General features: G+C 61.5%; 20 protein-coding genes and 1 riboswitch. Of the genes, 13 read left to right on the top strand and 7 right to left on the bottom strand.

Annotation, left to right across the window (positions count from 1 at the left end):
- Nucleotides 1-31 precede the first annotated feature (31 nt).
- The 10 genes from KKY_RS17810 to KKY_RS17765 all read left to right on the top strand — a co-directional run bounded on the left by KKY_RS17810 (nt 32) and on the right by KKY_RS17765 (nt 9737).
- Complete coding sequence (locus KKY_RS17810; RefSeq protein WP_014132778.1) at nt 32-775, top strand: ABC transporter ATP-binding protein; 744 nt, start codon at nt 32-34, stop codon at nt 773-775.
- Nucleotides 775-1503 carry an ABC transporter ATP-binding protein gene (locus tag KKY_RS17805; protein ID WP_014132777.1) on the top strand — a complete coding sequence of 243 codons (729 nt, stop codon included), beginning with the start codon at nt 775-777 and terminating at the stop codon, nt 1501-1503. Before KKY_RS17810 ends, KKY_RS17805 begins: the two co-directional genes overlap by 1 nt.
- A 12-nt stretch (nt 1504-1515) precedes the next feature.
- On the top strand, nt 1516-2394 hold the full coding sequence (locus KKY_RS17800) for a branched-chain amino acid ABC transporter permease (protein WP_014132776.1): 879 nt from the start codon (nt 1516-1518) through the stop codon (nt 2392-2394).
- Nucleotides 2394-3431, top strand: coding sequence for a branched-chain amino acid ABC transporter permease (locus KKY_RS17795; RefSeq protein WP_014132775.1), 1038 nt, complete (start codon nt 2394-2396; stop codon nt 3429-3431). Before KKY_RS17800 ends, KKY_RS17795 begins: the two co-directional genes overlap by 1 nt.
- A gap of 5 nt (nt 3432-3436) precedes the next feature.
- Nucleotides 3437-3883: a DMT family transporter gene (locus KKY_RS17790; protein WP_014132774.1), complete on the top strand. Its 447-nt coding sequence runs from the start codon at nt 3437-3439 to the stop codon at nt 3881-3883.
- Nucleotides 3884-3971: 88 nt separating this feature from the next.
- Complete coding sequence (locus KKY_RS17785; RefSeq protein WP_014132773.1) at nt 3972-5270, top strand: M24 family metallopeptidase; 1299 nt, start codon at nt 3972-3974, stop codon at nt 5268-5270.
- 16 nt (nt 5271-5286) lie between these two features.
- Nucleotides 5287-6291: a thiamine pyrophosphate-dependent dehydrogenase E1 component subunit alpha gene (locus KKY_RS17780; RefSeq protein ID WP_014132772.1), complete on the top strand. Its 1005-nt coding sequence runs from the start codon at nt 5287-5289 to the stop codon at nt 6289-6291.
- A gap of 11 nt (nt 6292-6302) precedes the next feature.
- Entirely contained in the window at nt 6303-7298 is a 996-nt protein-coding gene (locus tag KKY_RS17775; protein WP_014132771.1) for an alpha-ketoacid dehydrogenase subunit beta, read from the top strand.
- The gene (locus tag KKY_RS19805; RefSeq protein WP_083824195.1) at nt 7288-8289 is read left to right on the top strand and encodes a biotin/lipoyl-containing protein; all 1002 of its coding nucleotides are present in this window, start codon (nt 7288-7290) and stop codon (nt 8287-8289) included. The genes KKY_RS17775 and KKY_RS19805 overlap by 11 nt, the downstream gene beginning before the upstream one ends.
- A gap of 17 nt (nt 8290-8306) precedes the next feature.
- On the top strand, nt 8307-9737 hold the full coding sequence (locus KKY_RS17765; protein ID WP_014132769.1) for an NAD-dependent succinate-semialdehyde dehydrogenase: 1431 nt from the start codon (nt 8307-8309) through the stop codon (nt 9735-9737).
- A gap of 51 nt (nt 9738-9788) precedes the next feature.
- Here KKY_RS17765 and KKY_RS17760 read toward each other — a convergent pair whose 3' ends face one another.
- Genes KKY_RS17760 through KKY_RS19800 form a run of 5 tightly spaced genes read right to left on the bottom strand, consistent with a single transcriptional unit; the run spans nt 9789 to nt 15173 of the window.
- Nucleotides 9789-10985 carry an ABC transporter substrate-binding protein gene (locus KKY_RS17760; protein WP_014132768.1) on the bottom strand — a complete coding sequence of 399 codons (1197 nt, stop codon included), beginning with the start codon at nt 10983-10985 and terminating at the stop codon, nt 9789-9791.
- A 31-nt stretch (nt 10986-11016) separates the two neighbouring features.
- Nucleotides 11017-12225 carry an ABC transporter substrate-binding protein gene (locus KKY_RS17755; protein WP_014132767.1) on the bottom strand — a complete coding sequence of 403 codons (1209 nt, stop codon included), beginning with the start codon at nt 12223-12225 and terminating at the stop codon, nt 11017-11019.
- Between the two features lie 19 nt (nt 12226-12244).
- Nucleotides 12245-13324, bottom strand: coding sequence for an ABC transporter ATP-binding protein (locus KKY_RS17750; RefSeq protein WP_014132766.1), 1080 nt, complete (start codon nt 13322-13324; stop codon nt 12245-12247).
- Nucleotides 13321-14397, bottom strand: a complete 1077-nt coding sequence (locus KKY_RS17745; RefSeq protein ID WP_139305171.1) for a FecCD family ABC transporter permease — start codon at nt 14395-14397, stop codon at nt 13321-13323. Before KKY_RS17745 ends, KKY_RS17750 begins: the two co-directional genes overlap by 4 nt.
- Nucleotides 14398-14420: 23 nt before the next feature.
- The gene (locus KKY_RS19800) at nt 14421-15173 is read right to left on the bottom strand and encodes a (2Fe-2S) ferredoxin domain-containing protein (protein ID WP_014132764.1); all 753 of its coding nucleotides are present in this window, start codon (nt 15171-15173) and stop codon (nt 14421-14423) included.
- A gap of 100 nt (nt 15174-15273) precedes the next feature.
- Nucleotides 15274-15494: riboswitch (cobalamin riboswitch) on the bottom strand.
- Between the two features lie 54 nt (nt 15495-15548).
- On the opposite strand from KKY_RS19800, the gene KKY_RS17735 reads away from it, so the two are divergent.
- From KKY_RS17735 to KKY_RS17725, 3 genes are all read left to right on the top strand, one after another.
- The gene (locus tag KKY_RS17735; RefSeq protein ID WP_041528882.1) at nt 15549-15818 is read left to right on the top strand and encodes a hypothetical protein; all 270 of its coding nucleotides are present in this window, start codon (nt 15549-15551) and stop codon (nt 15816-15818) included.
- Nucleotides 15819-16178: 360 nt separating this feature from the next.
- Nucleotides 16179-17501: a tyrosine-type recombinase/integrase gene (locus tag KKY_RS17730; protein WP_014132763.1), complete on the top strand. Its 1323-nt coding sequence runs from the start codon at nt 16179-16181 to the stop codon at nt 17499-17501.
- A gap of 100 nt (nt 17502-17601) precedes the next feature.
- Nucleotides 17602-18720 (top strand): DUF3800 domain-containing protein, encoded by a 1119-nt coding sequence (locus KKY_RS17725; protein ID WP_014132762.1) that lies wholly within the window; start codon nt 17602-17604, stop codon nt 18718-18720.
- A 77-nt stretch (nt 18721-18797) separates the two neighbouring features.
- Here the strand turns inward: KKY_RS17725 and KKY_RS20185 are convergent, their stop codons facing one another.
- Nucleotides 18798-19952: a reverse transcriptase family protein gene (locus KKY_RS20185; RefSeq protein ID WP_014132761.1), complete on the bottom strand. Its 1155-nt coding sequence runs from the start codon at nt 19950-19952 to the stop codon at nt 18798-18800.
- 176 nt (nt 19953-20128) lie between these two features.
- Entirely contained in the window at nt 20129-21349 is a 1221-nt protein-coding gene (locus KKY_RS19785; RefSeq protein ID WP_014132760.1) for a phosphoribosyltransferase-like protein, read from the bottom strand.

The following is a 21349-nucleotide window of genomic DNA, read 5'->3' as shown; positions in this document are numbered from 1 at the left end:
GGAACGATTGGGCAAACCAAGGGGATAAGCGATGCTCGAGGTCAAAGGCCTCTGCAAGTATTTCGGAGGACTCAAAGCGGTCGATGACTGCTCGTTCACTGTCGAAAAGGGCACCATCACAGCGCTGATCGGCCCCAACGGCGCGGGCAAGACGACAGCATTCAACTGCATCAGCCGAACCATGATGCCAACGGCGGGCGAAGTGTGGCTCGAAGATCAGCGCATCGATCCGTTGCGGCCGCACAAGATCACAAAGCTCGGCGTCTCTCGAACCTTTCAGATCTCGCGCAACCTCGCCGACATGAGCGTGCTCGAAAACGTCATCTGCCAATCCCGCATCCATGGCTGGCGCGACCTTATGAAGCCGGCGATGAGCAAGGATGAAATCGAAAAGGCCATGGATATCCTCGATTTTCTGGGCATCACGCGGATCGCCCACGAGGACGGCTCCAACCTCTCGTTCGGGCAGAAGAAACTCATGGACCTCGCGGCGCTGCTAATGAGCGATCCCAAGATCATCCTGCTCGACGAGCCGGCAGGCGGTGTCAATCCGTCGCTGCTCGAGGAGATCATCACACGCATCCGGCAGTTGAACGATCGCGGTCTCACCGTGCTGATCGTCGAGCACAACATGAATCTCATCATGCGCCTGTCGCACCAGGTTGTGGTCATGACCCAGGGCAGGGTCATCGCCAGGGGCCGGCCCGAAGAGGTTCAGAAGGACCCCGCAGTGCTCGACGCCTATCTCGGCGGCGCGTTGGAGGAGGCCAGCTGATGACCGAACTTCTCGAGGTCAGAAACATTACCGCCGGATACGGCAGCGGACCGGCCATTCTCGAGGGCGCGCACCTGACGGTCAAGCCGGGCAAGATCCATTGCATCATCGGCCCCAATGGCGCAGGCAAATCCACCCTGCTCAAGGCGATTTGCGGCATGCTGCATATCCGCCAGGGCGAGGTGATCTTCAAGGGCGAGCGCCTCAACGGCTTGCGCCCCGACCAGATCCTGCGCCGGGGCATCTGCTTTGTCCCCCAGGAGCGCGCGCTGTTTGCCAAGATGACCGTGCGGGAGAACCTGCGCATGGGCGGCTATATCCTGGGCGACAGCGCCGAGGTCGACCGCCGTGTGGATGCGGTCATGGACCGGTTTCCCATCCTGCGGGAGCGGTCCGGCCAGCACGCCGGCACCATGTCCGGTGGCCAGCAGCAGACATTGGCCATGGCGCGGACCATGATTCTCAAGCCCGATATCGTCATGCTCGACGAGCCTTCGCTCGGGCTCGCGCCCAAGATCGTCCGCGAGATGTTCGAGATCATGAAGGTGCTGGCCGCCGAGGGCATCACCATCCTGCTCGTCGAACAGAACGCTGTCATGGGTCTGAAAAATTCGGACTGGGGGGTCGTGCTCGATCTGGGCCGTACGCTTTTCGAGGGACCGGCCGAACAAATCCTCGCCGATCCCAGAATCCAGGAACTCTATCTGGGCGCCAACAGGGCGGCCTGACCGGGAGATCGCATGTCTTCAATAGTGCAGGTTCTTATTCTCGGTCTGGCTCTGGGCGGTGTCTTCTCGCTCATGGGCTCGGGGCTGAGTCTCATTTTCGGGGTCATGCGCATCGTCAATCTGGCGCATCCCGCCCTGATCATCGCCGGGGCCTATCTGGCGTACTGGGCCTTCAGGCTGCTGGGCGTCGATCCCATAATCGCCATGCCGTTCGCGGCGGCCATCATGGCTGTGGTCGGTGTGGTTCTCTACAAGCTCGTATTCGAGCGCGAAGCGCGATCGGCCAAATATTCGGAAATGACCGTCCTTTTGACCTTCGCGGTCGCCATGGTGATCGAGGGCGGGCTGGGGAGCATGTTCGCCAACACCCAGCGGGTGACATCGCCGCCCTATGCCACCCAGGCGATCTTTATCGGCGACGTTTTCATCCCCACGGGTCAGCTCTATGCCGGGCTGATATCGCTGGCGATCATCGGCGCCCTGGCGCTGTTCCTCAAATATTCGCGCTTCGGCTACGCCATCCGGGCCACCACGCAGAACCGGGAAGCGGCCGAGCTGCTTGGGGTCAACGTCAATCTCGTTTCCATGGTGACCTTCGCGATCGGGGTCGGGCTGGCCGGCGCGGCGGGCGCGCTTGTCTCGTTCGTCTTCAGCTTCTTTCCCGCAAAGCACTGGGAATGGATCGCAGTGCTGATGTCTCTGGTGGTTCTGGGCGGCATGGGCTCGATCGTCGGAACTGTCGTTGCGGCGTTCACCCTGTCGGTCATCGCGGCCTTTGTCGGCACCTTCATCGGCTCGACCTGGTCGACCATCGTTTTCTTTCTCGCCCTGTTCGTCATCCTGCTGGTGCGCCCGCAGGGTCTGTTCGGCGAAAAACCGGAGCTGGCGTGATGACATCGAGTTCAGACAATGTCGCTTCGGTCCGCGCGGCGCGCAAGGCCCACGACGCAGGCATGACGACCCATCGCGATATCCGCCGGGCGTACTGGTTCCCGATCGCTATTCTTTTGGCGCTATCGGTCCTGCCGGCCCTGCAATTTGCGGGAAACTACAACTACCTGCTGCACCTTGTGCTTTTGACCGCCTCCTATGCGGCGATGGCCGCCGGGTGGAACATTCTTGGCGGTTTTACCGGCTATATATCGCTGGGGCACAATGTGTTCTTTGCGATCGGCGGCTATTTCGCCGGCATGCTCATGGCGCGCTATGGGATTTCGGCGATCCTGCTTGCCCCGGCGGCCGGCGTGGTGGCGGGGCTCTTCGGCTATGTCATCGGGCTGATCACGCTGCGGGTCCGTGGCCCGTCCTTTATCATCTCCTCGCTCGCCCTGGTGATGATCGCCCGCATCCTTATGGATAACTGGCACTTCATCGGCGGGGCCAACGGGGTGCCCCTGCCCCCCACGAACCTGCCTGTGCAATGGGCAAAGCTTCCCTACTATTACGCATTCATCGCGCTGGCGGCGTTTGCCGTCTGGCTCAACTATCGCATCAAGCATTCCAAGTTCGGGCTCGGCCTGCGCGCCATCGCCAAGGACGAGATCAAGGCGGAAAGCGCCGGGATCGACACCAGACTCTACAAGGTCCTGGCCTTTGCCATCTCGGCCGGGCTCGTGGGCATGGCCGGTGCGATCTGGGGTGAGTATCTCACCTATATCCGCCCCAATATTTTCCTCATGATCCTGGTTTCGGTGAACATGGTGCTCATGTGCATTCTGGGGGGCAAGGGGACCGTAGCCGGTCCGGTCATCGGCGCGATCCTGATCGTCGCCTTCAACGAGTTGTTCGTGGCCACGCTGGGCGCTTCGGAAATCAACATTCTCGCCACCGGACTGATCATGGCCCTGACCCTTATCTTTTTCCCGCTGGGAATCGTCGGCACGCTCGCCCTGCACCGGCGCCTGCCGCGCATCCTGAACTGGGATTGAGCGCGATGGTGGCCTGGGCATACATGATCGCGGCGGTAGGGGTCGGTGGACTTGTGTCCGTACAGCCCGCCCTCAACGCCATGCTCGCACGCGCCATCGGGAACCCGTTCGGGGCCGCGGCGATCTCGATATTGGTGGCGCTGATAAGCGCGCTGGTCCTGCTGGTCTTTACCGGGCGAGGCACGATAAGCGCGGCGACGCTCTCGAACGTTCCGTGGTGGGTCTATCTGGCCGGAGTGATCGGCGCTGTGTTCGTGGCAAGCGGCCCGGTGATCGCGCCGGTCACCGGGGCCCTGCTGTTTTTCGTCTGCATTGTCGCCGGCCAATTGCTGGGCGCCGTCATCGCCGACCATTTCGGTGCATTCGACCTTGAAGTCCGCACCGTTTCGCCCTTGCGGCTGGCCGGCCTGCTGCTCGTCCTGGCGGGCGCACTTGCCGTTTACAGGGGCTAGCCGTGACACAGCTTTTCGCAGCGAAGGAAAGCCTTGACCCTCTCCTCCGGGTCGACCGGTCAGTCCAGATATCAATGAGGTGTTCAAAATGACCAATGCGCTCAGCCCCCGCATCCTGCAACCGGGCGACATGGACCCCAACTGGCGCTGGGACCGGCACCTGCCGGCCCTTGGACACACCGCCGTCGATTTCGAGCGCCGCGTCGATCACGATCGGCTGCGCCGCTACCGCCTGTCACGCGCCAAGGATGCGCTGAAAAAGTCGGCTTGCGGCGCACTGCTGCTCTTTGACGTCAACAACATCCGCTACGTCTCGGGCACCAAGATCGGCGAATGGGAGCGCGACAAGATGTGCCGCTTCGCGCTGCTGGCCGGAGACGAGGAGCCCTATGTCTGGGATTTCGGCTCGGCGGCGGTGCATCACCGCGAGTATTGCGACTGGCTCGACCCCGACCATTGCCTTGCCGGTGTCGTGGGCATGCGCGGCACCATCCCGCCATCGTTCGGGCTGATGAAGCTCTATGCCGAGGAAATCTACCAACTGCTGAAAAAAGCCGGCGTGGCCGATATGCCCGTCGGCGTCGACTATGCCGAGACGGCGATGTTTTTTGCACTGCAGGAAGCCGGCGTCCGTATCGTCGATGGCCAGCAGATCATGCTGGGCGCGCGCGAGATCAAAAATGTCGACGAAATCCACCTGCTCAATCAGGCGGCCAGCATGGTGGACGGCGTCTATCACATGATCTGGCAGGAGCTCAAACCCGGCATCCGCGAGAACGACATCGTCGCGATGGCCAACAAGATGCTCTATGAGATGGGCTCGGACGATGTCGAGGCGATCAACGCCATTGCCGGCGAACGTTGCAATCCGCATCCGCACAATTTCACCGACCGCTATTTCCGCCCGGGCGACCAGGCGTTTTTCGACATCCTGCAAAGCTATCAGGGCTATCGGACCTGCTACTACCGCACCTTCAATATCGGGCGCGCCACGCCGCCGCAGCTCGATGCCTATGTGAAGTGCCGCGAGTGGCTCGACGCCTCGATCGCGCTCATCAGGCCCGGCGTCACGACCGATAAGGTCGCATCGGTCTGGCCGACGGCCGAAAGCCTTGGATTTCCCAATGAGCTGGCGGCGTTCGGGCTGCAATTCGGGCACGGGCTGGGGCTCGCCCTGCACGAGCGGCCGATCATCAGTCGTGCGGTCAGCCTCGATCATCCCATGGAAATCCAGACCGGCATGGTTTTTGCGCTCGAGACCTACTGCCCGGCCACCGACGGCTATTCGGCGGCGCGGATCGAGGAGGAAGTGGTCGTCACCGATACAGGATGCGAGATCATCAGCCTGTTCCCCGCAGAAGAATTGCCGATCTCGCATCGGTATTGACAATGGGAGCGCTCCGATGAGCCCAGCCGAAAAAACAAATGGCACCAATGCCGAGGCCTATTTGCGGATGTACCGCCAGATGGTGCGCATCCGCACCTTCGAAGACAATGCCAACCAGCTCTACCTGTCGGCCAAAATGCCGGGCCTGACCCATATGTATAGCGGCCAGGAAGCGGTGGCGGTGGGCATCTGCGAAGCGCTGGAGGTGACAGACTACATCACCTCCACCCATCGCGGGCACGGCCACTGTGTCGCCAAGGGCGCCGAGTTCAAACCCATGTTCTGCGAACTGCTCGGCAAGGTTGAGGGGTATTGCCGGGGCAAGGGCGGGTCGATGCACATTGCCGATCAGGCCAATGGCAACCTTGGCGCCAACGCCATAGTGGGCGGCTCCGCCGGGATTGCGACCGGCGCTGCATTGTCGGCCAAGCGCATGCAAACCGGCGCGGTTGCCGTCTGCTTTTTCGGTGACGGCGCGCTGGGACAGGGCCTGCTTTACGAGACGATGAACATGGCGGCCCTGTGGAAACTGCCGGTGATCTACGCCTGCGAGAACAATCTCTATGGCGAATATACCAAGGTCGAAGAGATGGCCGCGGGCGAACTCAAGGCGCGGGCCGAGGCGTTCGGCATCGCGGCCCATGAGGTCGACGGCCAGGACGTGCTGGCGGTCAATCGCCTTGCAACGGATTTGGTCCGCCGCGCCAGGGCCGGCGAAGGACCGTTCTTTGTCACCCTCAACACCTACCGCTATCACGGCCACCATGTGGGCGATATCAACCGCACCTATTACCGCTCCAAGGAAGAAGAGGCCGAATGGAAGGAGAACCGTGACCCGATCACCAATTTCGGGGCCTGGTTGACCGCTGAAAGGCTGGCTACCGCCGAAGAGTTGCAGGCGATTACCGACCAGATCCGTGCCGATGCCGAAGCAGCGGTCAATTATGCGCTGGACGCGCCCTATCCGGACGCCGGCGAGGTCGACATGCATGTTTTTGCCCCCGCCGAAACGGCGGCCTGAGGAGACCCTTGATGCGCGAGATCACGCTGTCGAAGGCTGTCAATGAGGCGATTGCCGAGGAAATGCGGCGCGACCCGTCCATCTTCCTGCTCGGCGAGGACGTGGCCGAGGCCGGCACGCCCTTCAAGGTGCTTTCGGGCCTTGTGGAAGAGTTCGGCAAGGAGCGCATCATCGATACGCCCATTTCCGAGCCGGGCTTCGTCGGCATGGCGGTGGGCGCGGCCATGACCGGCTCGCGGCCGATCGTCGACCTGATGTTCGGCGACTTCCTGTTTCTGGTCATGGACCAGCTCTGCAACCAGGCAGCCAAGACCCATTACATGTCGGGCGGCAAGCTCAAGGTGCCCATGGTGCTGCGCACCAATCTGGGCGCCACTCGACGCTCCGCTGCCCAGCACAGCCAATCATTGCACGCGCTGGTTGCCCATATTCCCGGGCTCAAGGTCGCCCTGCCCTCATCGGCCTATGAGGCCAAGGGCCTGCTCAAGACCGCCATTCGCGACGACAGTCCTGTGGTGATCTTTGAAGACAAGCTCATGTATCAGGACAAGGCTCCGGTGCCCGAGGAGGAATATCTCATTCCTTTCGGGGTGGCCAACATCGTCCGAAAGGGACGCGACGTCACCCTTGTGGCCACCTCTTCGATGGTCCAGGTCGCCGAAAAGGCGGCAGCGATGCTCGAAGCCGACGGCATTTCGGCCGAAATCGTCGATCCGCGCACCATCGTACCGCTCGACGAGGAGGCCATCGTGGCCTCGGTGCGCAAGACCTCACGCGCCATCGTCATCGACGAGGGGCACCAGAGCTTCGGGGTGACCGCCGAAATCGCCAGCCGCATTTCGGAAAGGGCCTTTTACCATCTCGATGCACCGGTGCAGCGCATGGGCGCCATGGACGTGCCCGTACCGTTTTCTCCGGCGCTCGAGGATTTGACCGTACCTACACCCCAAGCCGTCGCTGCGCGCGCCAAGGCGATGGTGCAAAACGAGCTGTCCTATGCCTCGTGACATCATAATGCCGGCGCTCGGGATGGCGCAGGACAGCGCGGTGCTGCTTGCCTGGCTCAAGGCCGAGGGCGACGCGGTCCGGGCCGACGAGATCCTGTTCGAGGTCGAGACCGACAAGACAACAATGGAGATCGAAGCCGGCGCCGACGGCTTTGTCGCTCAATTGCTCAGCGCGCCGGGTGAGAACGTACCGGTGGGCAATGTGATCGCGGTAATCTCGGAAGAAAAGCCCAGCGCTCCGCCCCCCTCCGGACCCGAGACGTCAGTCGCGGAAACCCCTCCCCTTGAAGAGGCGCCTTCGGTCGAACCACCAGCGGTCGCGCGCGCCCCTGCACCGGTGCGGCCTGCCCCATCTCCGCCGACAACCGGAGACCGGATTCTCGCTTCGCCAAAAGCACGGCGGCTGGCCGAGGAGGAAAGTCTCGACCTGGCGCTGCTTGCCACGCAAGGGGTCGAGCAGCCCTACCACGTGAAAGACATCGAGACGCTGCGCGCCCTGGCCGCCAAACGCACCGTCGGCACGGCATGGAACGAAGTGGAAGCCCGTGTGGACCCTGCGGCGCTCGACGGTTTGGTTACCCTGCTCGCTGCCGAGAAGCCCGGAGCGGTGAGTGACGCCCGAATCTGGGCCGCCTTTGCGGCCGGAAGCCTGCGGCAGACGATGACCGAAAGCGGGGTCATCGCGGTTCGGGTGGAAGCGGGCCGGTCGATCCTTGGCACATTTTCCGATCCCGACCGCTCGCGCCTGTCGGTGCCGGTTCCAGCAGACGATCAGGCGCCTATGGCGATCGTCCGCGATTTGACCGGCACGCGCCTGACCCGCGTCCGGCTGGTCAGGGACACGGTTCCTGTCTTTACCGTGACGCGGGATGGATCGGGCTATCTGCTCGGTCTTACAACCCCCCAGGATGCGCTGGCCGAGGACATCGCGGTGATGGTGCTCGAAGATTTCGCGGACCGGGTGGCCGGACCGGTCCGGCACCTGCTTTAGGAGCATAAGCAAACGCCATGTACAAAAGCGATCTCTATATCAACGGCCAATGGCGCAAGAGCTCGAGCGGGGAGCGTTTCGAGGTCTTGAACCCCGCAACAGAGGAGGTGCTGGCCTCGGTCGCGTCGGGCACGAGCGAAGACGCCATCGGCGCCGTCGATGCCGCCGCGGATGCCTTTGCCGACTGGGCCGGCCGGAAACCGCGCGAACGCGGTGAGATTTTGCGCAAGGCGTTCGAATTGATGAGCGCGCGACTCGAAGATTTCGCCCGGCTGATTACGCTTGAAAACGGCAAGGCGCGCGGCGATGCGATGGGCGAAGCGGCGTATGCGGCGGAGTTTTTTCGCTGGTTCTCCGAGGAAGCGGTGCGGGCCGATGGTCTTATCACCCGCGCGCCGTCATCGGGCGCTCGTATCATCGTGCAACACAAGCCCGCGGGCATTGCGGTACTGGTAACGCCCTGGAACTATCCTGCGGCAATGGGGACGCGCAAGATCGCGCCGGCCTTGGCGGCAGGTTGCCCGGTCATCATCAAGCCGGCATCGGAAACCCCCCTGACCATGCTCGAGCTCATGCCGCTTCTCGAAGAGGCCGGCGTGCCCAAGGGGGTAGTCAATGTCTTGCCCAGCCGCCGCAGCGGCTCGGTCGTCGAGGCCATGCTGGGCGATCCGCGCGTGCGGGTGATCTCATTCACCGGCTCGACAGAGGTCGGACGCAAGCTGCTGGGCGTTGCCGCCCGGCAGGTGCTCAAGCCGGCCATGGAACTTGGGGGCAATGCACCCCTTCTGGTGCTTGCAGACGCCGATATCGAATTGGCTGTCGAGGGTGCGATGCTGGCCAAGATGCGCAATCTGGGCGAAGCCTGCACCGCGGCCAACCGCATCTATGTGCACACAGACGTCGCCGAGGCCTTCACCGATAAATTCACAGCCCGCATGGCGGCACTGAGGATGGGGAACGGTCTCGAGCCGGGCGTCGATGTGGGGCCGCTGGTCAATGCCGATACGCGCAACAAGGTCGCCGCCTTCGTTGCCGATGCCATCGCCAGGGGCGCCGAGCTTCGGCTCGGTGGCACTGTGCCCCATGGCAAGGGATATTTCTATCCTCCGACTGTGCTCTACAACGTTCCACCGGAAGCTGCGTGCATGCATGACGAGATTTTCGGTCCCGTGGCGGCCATCCAGGTCTTTGACGACGAGGATGATGTCATCGGCCGCGCCAACGACACAGAATATGGCCTGGTCGCCTATGTCTTCACCGAAGACATGAAGCGCGGCCTTCAGGTCTGCGAACGCCTCGACTATGGCATGGTCGGACTCAATCGCGGCCTGGTTTCCGACCCCGCCGCCCCGTTCGGCGGCACCAAGCAATCGGGCCTTGGCCGGGAAGGCGGCCATGAAGGCATGCTGGAATTTATGGAAACCCAGTATATTTCAGCCAGTTGGTAGCCCCAAAAGACCAGGCGGCAAAGCGGTCCTGCGCGCTTTGCCGCCACCATTTCAGGGCCGGGTGAAGCAGATACCGTCCTCGCCCGGAAACAGTTCGGGCAGCATGCCGATGGCAAAGTCGCGGATCAGCCTGTCGACGTGAACATAATTGGTCGCGCCGCACTCGGGATAGTTGCCGTCCGTTCCGGTGATGTAATTTCCCTGAACCAGCGCGGGAAAGCTCTGGTAGCGGGAGTCGGTGGCGATGGTTTCCGCGTTTACCGATGCCTCATAGTAAAGGATGAAGAAATCGGCGTTTGCGGCTCGCCCAAGCGAGGATTCGAAATCGAACGTCATGCCGTTGCCGGCATCGTTGCCTTCGGCGAAGGGATTGCTGACCCCGAGCGTTTCCAGAATCTGACCGTTGAGCGAACGCGGTCCGTGGGCATACATGAAGGTACAACCGCGCTGTTCGCCGATACAGGCATAAGCCGCGGTGTAGTCCGGCGGCAACTGGCCTTCAACCTTTTCGACCACCTCCTGATACCGCGCCTCGATGGCATCGAAATGTTGGTTGGCGTGGTCTTCGACATTGTAGAATGCCGAAAGGAATTTGAGCCATTCAGACGAGGCGAGCGGGGTCGGCTCTATGCGGTTGGACACCATGATCGCGGGCAGACCGCGACCGCTGGCATCGGCCACCTCGGTATAGCCTGGACCATAGCCGGCCATGATCAGGATATCGGCCTCCAGCCCCAGCGCCATTTCATAGTCGATCCCGCTCGACCCCAGGTTCTGCGGATCGTTGGCGGCGTCGAGCACCCGCCCGTACCAGTGATCGTTGGCGGCGTTGTTTATCATCGCGTTGGATACGCCGACGATGGTGTCGAGCTCGCCGATCTCATCGAGCATGGCGAGCCCGTTGGCGTGGGTTATCATTGTGCGGTCGACGGGAATTTCGACCACGAGCGCTTCCTCGAGATCATCGGCGAGGTCCGGAACGGGCGTGCCGCATTGCACGAGCACATAGTTGAGGTCGGGCCCGTTGGGAAACTCCGAATTGGGGACGGTCAAGACCTTGTAATTGTTGTGATAGCTGATCGACCAGAAGGTTGAATGCCGGGGTTCGACCTTATCGGGAAAATAATCGGTGGCTGCGTCAAAATCCTCGACGCAGCCAGCCGGGCTCGCCGTCTGCGCCATGGCAGGAAGGCTGGTACCACTCAAAACCAGGGCAGCGCCAAAAGCGGCGATCATTGCAAGTTTCATGCTTTTCCTCCTTGGGCCCGTTATCGGGCGATTATTGGGACGGGACCTGAAAGCAGACGCCCTGCTCTCCGGGGAACATTTCGGGCAGCAGTCCGATGGCGTAGTCGCGCACGAGCTCATCGACGCGGACGTAATTGACCGCATTGCAGTAATTCCAGTTGTCGACGGTCGAGATCGTGTAGTTGCCGGCGGCAAGGGCCGGAACGCTTTCGTAGCGCCCATCGGTGGCGAGCGCCTCGGGCGAGGCGTAATAATAGGCGATAAAGAAGTCGGTCTCCTGGGTTCGTCCGAGCGCGGATTCAAAGTCGAACTGCATGCCATTGGGCAGGTCGTTGCCTTCGGCAAACGGATTTGTGACCCCGAACAATTGGAGGATGTGGCCGTTCAACGTGTTGGCCCCGTGGGCATACATGAAGCCGCATCCGCCCACCTCGCCCATGCAGGCATAGGCAACCTGCATGTCGCCGCCCAGCGCGCCCGCCACCTGTTCGACAATGGCGTTGTAGTCGGCCTCGATGGTATCGAAGATCGCGCTTGCTTCGCCCTCGGCGTTGTAGAACGCGGCGATGAACTCAAGCCATTCGGACGAGCCAAGAGGGGTCGGCTCGGTGCGATTGGACACCATGACCGCCGTAAGGCCGCGATCGGTTACGGAGGTCACCTCGTCATAGCCCGGGCCGTAACCGGCCATGAAGATGACATCGGCTTCGAGCGACAGCGTTGTTTCGATATCGAGGTCCGATTCGGAGGCGACGTCGGCCGGATCGCCTGCCCCCGCGACCACGTCGGCGTACCAGGCGTCCTCATTGGCAAACCGCAGATAATTGCCGGTCAGGCCGACGATGGTTGACAGGCGGTCGAGTTCGTTGATCATCGCTATCGCATTGCGATGGGTGACGATGGTGCGCTCGATCGGCACTTCGATGACAACGGCGCCCTCGAGCGCGCCCGAGAGTTCGGGTGCGGGCGTGCCGCACTGAACCAGGACATAATTGATGGAATCGCCCGATTCGAGATTTTCCGTGTCGGCGACGGTCAGCACCTTGTAATTGCCGTGATAGGACGCCTCCCAGAACCGGGAATGGTCCGACTGAACCTTTTGCGGGAAGTAATCGGCCGCCGGGTCAAAATTCTCGACGCAGGGTCCCGCCTGTTGGCCCGCCCCATCCTGGGCCATGGCCGGCGAGATCGTCACCGCCCCGGCCATTGCGACGGCCACCACCTCTATCCATTTCGGCATTGCATGCTCCCCTCATTGTTCATTCCGACCGGGCGGCTTCCCGGCTCAGCGCCCGCAATTGGGTCACAAGGCTTTCGAAGTCGTCTCCGGTGCAGGTCCTGCCGCCGGCGCCCAGGCGCCAGGATGGCGTCCTGTCTTGAAGCGTTGCGACAGAAAGGTTGAACATGGCGCTGTCGCCCTGTTCGACTGGAACGCAACCGGCGCGCTGCACGGCCCGCGCGGCCCAATGGGTCGATTTTCCCGTGCCCGAGATCGCAACCGTTGCCCCGCCCTGCCCAGCGGTGACGACGAAGGTGCCCGCCTCATGGTCAAAGGAAATGCCGCGTCCAGCATAGGCGCGGGCGATCGACCCGCTGTGGGCCAGATCTTCGGGGCACCCCGTTTCGAAGGTCCCGTCCCCATGGACCAGCCATATCTGGTCGGCTGTCCGCAGGGCGAGTTCGAGGTCATGGGTCGACATCAGGATCGCCAAGCCGGTCTCATCGACAAGCTGGCGGAGCAGCGCCGTCAATTCGACACGGCGCGTAAGATCGAGGAAGGCCGTCGGTTCGTCGAGAACCAGGATCGAGGGCCGCTGGGCGAGCGCCCTGGCAATCATAACACGCTGGCGTTCGCCGTCGGACAATTCGATCACCTGGCGATCCGCCAGCGACCGGGCGCCGGCGGCGTCGAGTGCCCATTCCACGGTGTCGCGATCATCGCCGTCCATTGTGGCGAACCAACCCACATGCGGCGCGCGCCCCAACGCCACCAGGGCCCGCACCGACATCAGTCCGACATCGACGCGGTCGGTCAGCACCACGCTCAAGCGCTGGGCGCGCTGGCGGGCGGACATGCGGGAAAGATCCTGGCCATCGAGCAGTACGCGGCCGCCCAAGGGCTTCTGGCTGCCGACCAGGGTGCGCAACAGGGTGGATTTCCCCGCTCCATTCGGGCCTAGAAGAAAGGCGAACTGGCCCTGGCGCAAGGTCGCACCGATCTCGGCGAGGACACTGGCGGGGCGCCCCCGGGCGCCGCGATAGCCCACGGTAAGATCGACGGCCTGGACGACTGGCCGGTGGGGAGCATCGTCGGTCCTCAAGTCCGATAGCGCGTTCATGTTGGCACCTGTCCGGCTTCGCGACGTCGGCGCAGCAGCACCCAGAGCACCACTGGCGCGCCGACAAAGGCTGTGACTGAATTGAGCGGGAGCGAAACATTGGTGAGCCCGTTCCCGCCGGCCACGTATTCGGCCAGCAGCACGAGCAGCGCGCCAACCAGCGCCGAGCCCGGCAGGACGACGAAATGGTCTGAATCGCGCAGCACGCCGCGCACCAGATGCGGCGCTGCGAGACCAACGAAACCGATAGCGCCGCAATAGGCGGTGACGACGCCTGCGAGCACCGCCACCAGGGCAAGCGCCATAAACTGGATCGGGCGGACCTTGATGCCCATGGTCGCGGCATAGTGCTCGCCCAAAAGGAGGATGTTCATGGGCTTGGCGAGCAGCACAGAGACGAGGATCACCGAGATGCAGGCCGGTGCTACAATCTGGAGATCGTACCAGCTTACGTCGCGCACAGTGCCGCGCGTGAATGATGCCAGGCCCTGCAGCCTCTCGGGATCGGCGTAATAGACAAGAACATCGACAAGCGCGCCCGAGAGAAAACCGAACATTACCCCGACAATCAAAACGGTTGTTGGATTGCCCACCCTTCTCGCAAACGCGAGGGCAAGCACGAGCACCAGCCCCGCCCCCGCCACCGCGGCGCCGGTCACCCCGAGCTGGCCGACGATGGCGAGCCCCGAAAGCCAGCCGGTGGTCGACGTGCCAAGAATGACGATGGCGGCACCGAGCACCGCGCCCGAACTGACTCCCAGCACGAAGGGATCGGCAAGCGGGTTGCGGAACAGCGTCTGCATGAGCGCACCGCCCACTCCCAGCGCGGCACCCGCGAGGATCGCCGTGATCGCCTTGGGCAGGCGCGCATCCATCACGATGACGCGGTGAATGTCGCGGTCAGCCTCGCCGCCCAGAAGAATCCGTACCACTTCGTCAATCGGAATGAACACCGTCCCGCGGGCCAAAAGAATCAGGAAGCCGAAAATGACCAACGCGACAAAGGCGGCAAAGCTGAGGGTCACGCGAGAAGGGTGCGCCCGCATCGGCAATTTAGCCGTCAAGGATGACATCTGTTTTCCCCCCTTGTGCGTTTTTATCGGGCGGGCGCCGCCGCGGGTGCGGCTGGCCCTGCGGCGGTGAAGAACAGGAGGTCGGGGAGGGTCGTATCTTCGACAATCACCGATTTTACGAACCGGGCGAGAGCATCGCTGTCGGGCAGGTGATACCATTCACCCCGCGGATATACGGCAACCATGGGACCCTTGTTGCAGGGAAACATGCAGGCGGTCCGCGTGGTCAGGCATTTGCGCGCCACATCCTGCCGGCCGAGCTCGGCCTTGAGTTCGAGCGGCAGCGAAGCGGCATCGCGGTAATGGCAGCGCGGGCCGGTGCAAACGAAAATATGGTTGGTAAAGTCGGGCGGCCGCTCCCAACCGGGCTTGCCCAGGCTGGCCCTCGCGCTTGTTATGGGTTCGGCGGCCTCCGCATTGGCCAACGTTGCCAAGGCCAACTGCTCGAGGAGGTCGGTGGCCTCAACGATCTCGGATCCGATCGCCACTTCGATATCGTCCCGGCCGGTCTGATCGAGCCAGTGCTTGATTGCTCCGGGCAGCCAGGCGCGCAAGGACTCCATGAAGGGCAGCCCGACCGGCTGGACCAGAATGCGCCGACGCCCCTGAGCGACAAGCGCATCGAGCGCGTCGGGCAGGCTCGTGCCCGTGCCCTCGAGGCGCACCAGCATGGCAGGGCTGGCGCAGGCCGCTTCGAGCCGGGCGGCCATTGTCCTGAATTTCCCCGCACTCAGATTGTACTGGGAAATGGCAAAGAGAATGAAATCAGGTTGCATCGGACCCGCTCCCGGATAGGGGCGGGCATGCACCGATGGGCCACTTCGAAAAGTGATTGGTCATAGGTCAGCTCCCCGCCGAGACACCTCGCTCGGCTCAAAAGGTCGTGTTGTTCCGGCAGGTCTACTGGCTCCCGGCTCGAGCGCCCGTCGTCGCCTTCCCAGCCCAATGGGCCAGTGGCAGTTTGGCGACGGGCTCGCCGGTTACAGTTGCGAGGGCAGCCACGGAATTGGCCCCGATTGGGTCGTCCGCACCGTGTTCCCTTTTCATCCGATCTGCTGCTTGTCGTCAGATACGGAACCGTAACGCACACATGGTGTCAGCTTCGCCGGCGGCGCGCAAGCTGATTTCGACAGCAATCGATATGGTTCTGGATGATGATGGCGCACCTCCATGTCATGGCTGAAGCCCAGCAACATCAAGGCGTTGGCACCCATTGTTCTGCCTGGCTGTCATTCGATGACGGCAATGTGCCACGCGCAACCGGCAAAAACCTGCACGATCTATTCCAGTTTTCTGTACAAAACTTGCACACTCAGTTCCAGTTTTTGCCGACGGATGCCCGATCCGTCGATCGAACCTGCCTGACGCTAGCGGTCAGCGGTAGCGGTCCTCATGGCCGCGGCGATATGATGGGCGTGTAGCGGGGAGAGTCGTGAGAGTGATGTCGCGCTTGATAAATGCACCTTTGAACGCGCCTGCGTGCGAAGAGCGGGCCGGCCGGGCAAGCCGCCCTCGCGGAGCCGTCGAACGAAGTGAGACTGGCGTGAGCGAAAATGAATGGCGCACCCGACACGATTCGAACGTGTGACCTCTGCCTTCGGAGCTGGTCTAAGGACCTATCCGAATTGCACGATAGGGCACGCCAGAGCACGATAACCGACTGAACTATATTGATTTTCAGAACCCGCTCTCCGAAGTCTCTATCCGAGAATACGCCTTGATTTCCGCCCGCGTGCTTGCGTGGTGCTTACTCGAAATCGGGGCTTTCGAGGGACGGGAGCATGACCAAACTGACCAAACGGTTTGTAGAAGCCGTCGAGCCACAGAGCAAAGGTCATGTCGTCTGGGACGACGAACTGCCGGGCTTCGGTCTCCGCGTCTATCCCTCAGGCAAGCGCAGCTACATCGTCCAGTATCGGTCTCGTGGCCGATCGCGCCGCTACACGATCGGCCTGCACGGCGTCTGGACTCCGGAGACCGCGCGCCGCAAAGCCAAGGCCCTGCTAGGCCAGGTCGCCCATGGCGGCGATCCTGCTGAAGAGCGAGAGGAAGACCGCAAGGCGCTGACCATCAAGCAGCTCTGCGAGCAGTACATCTCCGACATGGAGGCAGGCCTCGTCCTTGGCAAAGGCGGCAGACCGAAGAAGGACACCACCATCGCCACCGATGTCGGCCGTATTCGCAGGCACATCATTCCCCTTCTCGGGACACGACGTGTGCGGGACATTACCAAGCCGGACATGAACAATCTGATGAAGGACATCATCGCCGGCAAGACGCGCGTGACCATGAAGACCGAAAAGCTCCGAGGCAAGGCCATCGTCCGCGGCGGCCGCGGCACCGCGATCCGAACGATGGGTCTGCTTGGCGGTATCTTCTCATACGCAGTCGAGGCTGGGGTGATCGAACACAATCCCACGCATGGCCTCCGCAAGCCGAAATACCAGGTTCGCGACCGTCGCCTCAGCGAAGCTGAGTACCGTATTTTGGGAGACATCCTTCGTCGGGCTCAGCGAAGCGACCGCTACAGAATTCATGCCGAGATCCTCAGGCTGATTACGCTGACCGGCTGCCGGCGCGGAGAAATCGTCAACCTCAAATGGAGCGAGGTCGACCTCGAGGGTAGCTGCTTGCGGCTGGTTGACAGCAAGGAGGGATCATCGGTTCGCCCGGTCGGCCTGCCAGTCGTGGAGTATCTGGAGAAGGAGCGATCGCGGAGAACCGGCACCTATGTTTTTCCCGGCCAGGGCATCGACAACGCGGTCGGAAACTTCCCGCAGAGCTGGAAGAAGCTCTTTGCCGACACACCGCTCTGGGATGTCACGCCGCATGTCCTACGGCATAGCTTCGCCAGCATTGCCAACGATCTCGGCTTTACCGAAATCACCATCGCCGCGCTTATCGGGCACGCAAAGGGCTCGGTCACGAGCAAATACGTTCACACGCTGGATTCGACGCTAATCATGGCCGCCGACACCGTATCGGGTTACGTGAAGGCGCTTCTCGATGGGGTCGAGTTCAGGCGAAACACGTACACGCTCGACCGGCAGACACGGCGGACCGCTATCAACGACATGCTGATCGAGGCATGGCCGCGCACTTAGTCGGCCTTGTCGATCACCACCATGCGGATCGCTAAACGTCATATGTGACAGCTAGTCCCACGTTAAATGTCATATCTGACAGTTAGGACCGCACCTGATAATGCCAGCCCAACTGCTTGCTAACCACGAGCCGGTTGCGTCATATCGTTATATGGAATGCTACAGGATTGATGAGAGCGGCTACACTGGTTTCGACTTGCTCAACGCTGACCAGCCCTTCCAAGGCGCAGCGGCCATAGCCATAAGCGATGACAATGCAGCACGACTAATCGGCGAGCATTTCCCTAAACTGCAGGCGAGCGAGCTAAAGTACCGAGCTCTCTCGCGCCGTCCGGGCAATCGCCCTCGCCTGCTCGGGCTGTTGCGCGATCTGTTGGCGGACCACAAGAGCGTCACCTATATCTGTGACAAGCGCTTCCTGCTAATTCTGATGTTTTGCGACTACGCCGTGGAACCTTGGTATTACGAGCGAGGGCACGACTTTTACAAAGACGGTCAGAACTATGCCATGGCGTCGCTGCTCGCGCTCACCGGACGTACGCTGCTAGGCGATCCACAATTCGACGAAATGCTCGCCGCCTTCCAGCATGCGGTCAAAGAAAAAGACGCGAGTGCGCTTCATGCCCTCGTCGATGCCACCCGCGCGACAGCCTGGCATCAGTTCCCTGAGGCGCTTGGACCACTTGCCCAATATGCCGCTCCTGAATGCCTGTCGGCAGTAGCTAATCCCGGCGTTGACACAGACGCAGCGCTAATCGTCCTGCAATCACTGATCAGCCGGATGGAAGCGATGTGCGATACGCCATACAGGGTCGAGCACGACCGCTCCAAGAACTTGGCGACCTATAACTCACTCTTGCATCGGTTGATCGCCCATGAGGACGAAATCGAACTCAAACAGACAAAGATAGCTAGCTTCAAGTTCCCGCTAAAACTAACGGAGGTCCGTCAGGTCGATTCAAAAGCCAGTCCAGCTGTTCAAGTCGCGGACGTGATGATCGGCGCCGCGATTGAGGCTGCTATGGTGATGACCGGCCATCGCAAGAACGGCATCGAGCCCGATAGCCTGATATCGCTCTACGAGGATAACCAGTTTATCCACCTGACGCCGAGCATCGATTTCGAGGAGCAGAAGGAGTTTCGGCGCGGCACACAAGCATCTGAAGTGATCGATTACTTTGCTGCTAATTTCGTCGACCCGGCGCGGGGGCGCCGTTGATCGCGACTGGATACCGATCGAAAGGACCTTGCCCCAAAGGCTTGCATGCATTCATACATAAGGACGGCGATCGTTAATCAGCGCAGTCGTTGTGGCTCCAGCGGGGGCCAGTCAACGGACCTGAAGCTTTCCAGAGCGCACGCGCCATAGTCCGGCTCAACGGTTTCCGCCCAAGCGATCAAACCGCGAACGTGATGAAAGATACCGGACACGGAAGTTTTCCTCGAAGCTGCGTGCTCAGACGGCCCGTATGATTCCGAAGTCAGGTAATGTAGATGCATGCGGATGTTATCCTTGTATTCGCGCGGCAATCGCGGCCGCTCGGTATCAACCAACATGCCCAGAACAATCCGTCTTGTCCCTGGCCCGCGAATGACCGTTTTCCTGTGGTTGGGTCGAAACCCTGAATTGTTCAGCTTACCCAAGACCAACCGCTTAAAGCGTCGGACGTGCTCAGCGTCGATTTTGTCGCCACACGAGAACGCCAGGTCATCGGCATACCTTGTGTAGGTCATCCCGTGCTCCTCAGCGAGCTCGCTCAAGATCTCGTCGGTCTTCAGCATTGCAAGGTTGGCGAGCATGGGGCTCGTCGGCGCGCCTTGTGGAAGCATCCCTTCATGCTCGCACTGATAGTGCGGAATTGCAGGCCAACGTTCTTCTGGATCAGGTCGCGGTCCGCGGCGCTCACACGCTACCGTCGTTAGTCTTGCAAGTTCGAAGGACAGAAGGCGCGGAAATCCCAGACCCTCGAATACAGCGGCGACTCGCCCTTCCGACACTGTGTGAAAGAACTCTTCGAGATCGATCTTGAGCAACCAAGAGCATCCGCAATGCTCCGCCGCCGCTTCATAAGGCCGACACTCGGGATGGAACGCGTAGCTGGCAGTATGCGGGCGGGTGAATTGCAGGATATTGTCGACAATCCATCTCTGAAGGCTCATCAACGTCCCATTCGGCACGCTGATCATGCGAACGCGATTTCGGCTGGGAATACGTTTCTTGAGATAGAAGAACTTATAAGGCCGATGCACGTGCCGCGCTACCAGATCGCGAAGATGCAGGAACGGAATATCGGTCAGATGGCTGAGATGCCTGAGCGTCAGAACCGGCGTGATCCTGGGATCTACGGCGCGGATCCGCTCGAAAGTCGCCACCGCATTGTCGAGCACCGCATCGTCGACACCTTCGCGGCGCCCTTGAGAGCGGTAACGTTGAGGGCTCGGCGCCGGCATCTACTTTGACCCACCCGGGTGGGTGGTACTGCGCGTCGCGGCCAAGACACCGCCAGACGTGACGTGCAGTATCGCGCAGCGTGAATACTCCGCTCCTCTTAGCGAACGTCGGAAATCCAACGTTCCAGGCCCCCAAGGGACCCGTCGCTGCCGAAGCAGCGCATTTCTAGACCCCGTCACCGAGCCCTCAACTGAGTGGGATAGTAGAAGGGTTTGTTCGGCTTTGGAAGGACGGGACTGCGCGCGCGGCGCCGCTTGAGCCGCCGCAGCTCGGATCGTCCAAGCGCAGACAGTGTCAGCTTCCGTGTCGTCCAACGCGCGATTTCGGTGAAGTCGACGATCTCTCGCACTGTCTCAAGCTTCAGCCTGCTGTGCGCCGATATCTGCGCGCGGGAGCGAGCACCCGCCTCAATCGCCGCCAGCACCAGCATCGTTTTGATCCAACGGCGGCCACGCGAGTCAGACAAGTAAATCTCGGCATCGCGGATGCGAAGCAGCTGTTCTGCACGCGCAGCGAGCTCCTCACGGTTTGTGCTTGGGAATTCGCCCATGGCCGAGACGGTGCTCCGCCGCTGGAAGAGCGGCGCCCATTTGCCCCAGCCACGATGCAGTATGGGTGGAGCATTGTTTGGCACACCATGCTCGAATGCGATTAGCGCTCCCGCCCAGCCATAACCGAGGGGCCAGTTGTGATTAGGAGGATAAGTCCGGCACAGTTGCCTCACAGCTTCGCGCGCCGGCTTGCGGAACGCGGTGTCGATCGTCGGACATCCCGTCACCGTCAGCACCTTCGGTCGCAAACGGCTTGATCGCACGTGGCGCAAACCCTCCTCAGTGCCCGAATACGCGACGACGTAGAAATCGATCAGGTGGTAGGAGCGCCAACTTCGAACAGTGGCGACAGCGCGAAATGCTTCGAGCATCTCCCAAACCCGCTGCCCCGATCCGATGAAATCAGCAACGATAACAATCGGGCCTGCTCTGCGCCCGCGCAGGAGGTCCGGACCCGGATGGTTGAGCATCTGTCGGCCATGTTGGCGACAATAGCTGGTGATGAGATTTGCAATGAGGCCTTCGCTTCCGACCTCGGGACGATTGGGATCGAAGGGAATAGGCTGTGGGCCTTTGCCGACCGCGCGCCCGTTCCGAGCTCCAGGAAAGATCGGTAAGACTTGGCTTTTGTCCCATTTCACTTCGCGTTCTGCGTAAAAGGCGAGCGGGCCCTGACTTCCGTGCTCAGCCTGGACCTTATCAAAAAGTCGGGTGATGCCGCTCGTTAGTTCGCCACCGCTGACGAGAAGCACCTCGTCGATGAGGTTGGCAGCTATCTCTCGATCCGTTTCTGAAAAACGGTCAAGCCAGCGTTCTGCAACTTCGCTGTCAGAGAATCTCGGCAC

The sequence above is a fragment of the Pelagibacterium halotolerans B2 genome, assembly GCF_000230555.1.
Taxonomy (GTDB): Bacteria; Pseudomonadota; Alphaproteobacteria; order Rhizobiales; family Devosiaceae; genus Pelagibacterium; species Pelagibacterium halotolerans.
This window is presented reverse-complemented; position numbering and strand designations above follow the sequence as displayed.

Bases quoted from the DNA above. Each gene is read 5' to 3' on its own strand.
- KKY_RS19800 (WP_014132764.1), bottom strand. From the start codon at position 15,173: ATGCAACCTGATTTCATTCTCTTTGCCATTTCCCAGTACAATCTGAGT.
- KKY_RS17795 (WP_014132775.1), top strand. From the start codon at position 2,394: ATGACATCGAGTTCAGACAATGTCGCTTCGGTCCGCGCGGCGCGCAAG.
- KKY_RS17755 (WP_014132767.1), bottom strand. From the start codon at position 12,225: ATGCCGAAATGGATAGAGGTGGTGGCCGTCGCAATGGCCGGGGCGGTG.
- KKY_RS17765 (WP_014132769.1), top strand. From the start codon at position 8,307: ATGTACAAAAGCGATCTCTATATCAACGGCCAATGGCGCAAGAGCTCG.
- KKY_RS19805 (WP_083824195.1), top strand. From the start codon at position 7,288: ATGCCTCGTGACATCATAATGCCGGCGCTCGGGATGGCGCAGGACAGC.
- KKY_RS17800 (WP_014132776.1), top strand. From the start codon at position 1,516: ATGTCTTCAATAGTGCAGGTTCTTATTCTCGGTCTGGCTCTGGGCGGT.
- KKY_RS20185 (WP_014132761.1), bottom strand. From the start codon at position 19,952: ATGCCGGCGCCGAGCCCTCAACGTTACCGCTCTCAAGGGCGCCGCGAA.
- KKY_RS17775 (WP_014132771.1), top strand. From the start codon at position 6,303: ATGCGCGAGATCACGCTGTCGAAGGCTGTCAATGAGGCGATTGCCGAG.
- KKY_RS17790 (WP_014132774.1), top strand. From the start codon at position 3,437: ATGGTGGCCTGGGCATACATGATCGCGGCGGTAGGGGTCGGTGGACTT.
- KKY_RS17805 (WP_014132777.1), top strand. From the start codon at position 775: ATGACCGAACTTCTCGAGGTCAGAAACATTACCGCCGGATACGGCAGC.
- KKY_RS17725 (WP_014132762.1), top strand. From the start codon at position 17,602: ATGCCAGCCCAACTGCTTGCTAACCACGAGCCGGTTGCGTCATATCGT.
- KKY_RS17745 (WP_139305171.1), bottom strand. From the start codon at position 14,397: ATGTCATCCTTGACGGCTAAATTGCCGATGCGGGCGCACCCTTCTCGC.
- KKY_RS17780 (WP_014132772.1), top strand. From the start codon at position 5,287: ATGAGCCCAGCCGAAAAAACAAATGGCACCAATGCCGAGGCCTATTTG.
- KKY_RS17810 (WP_014132778.1), top strand. From the start codon at position 32: ATGCTCGAGGTCAAAGGCCTCTGCAAGTATTTCGGAGGACTCAAAGCG.
- KKY_RS17735 (WP_041528882.1), top strand. From the start codon at position 15,549: ATGATGATGGCGCACCTCCATGTCATGGCTGAAGCCCAGCAACATCAA.
- KKY_RS17730 (WP_014132763.1), top strand. From the start codon at position 16,179: ATGACCAAACTGACCAAACGGTTTGTAGAAGCCGTCGAGCCACAGAGC.
- KKY_RS17785 (WP_014132773.1), top strand. From the start codon at position 3,972: ATGACCAATGCGCTCAGCCCCCGCATCCTGCAACCGGGCGACATGGAC.
- KKY_RS17760 (WP_014132768.1), bottom strand. From the start codon at position 10,985: ATGAAACTTGCAATGATCGCCGCTTTTGGCGCTGCCCTGGTTTTGAGT.
- KKY_RS17750 (WP_014132766.1), bottom strand. From the start codon at position 13,324: ATGAACGCGCTATCGGACTTGAGGACCGACGATGCTCCCCACCGGCCA.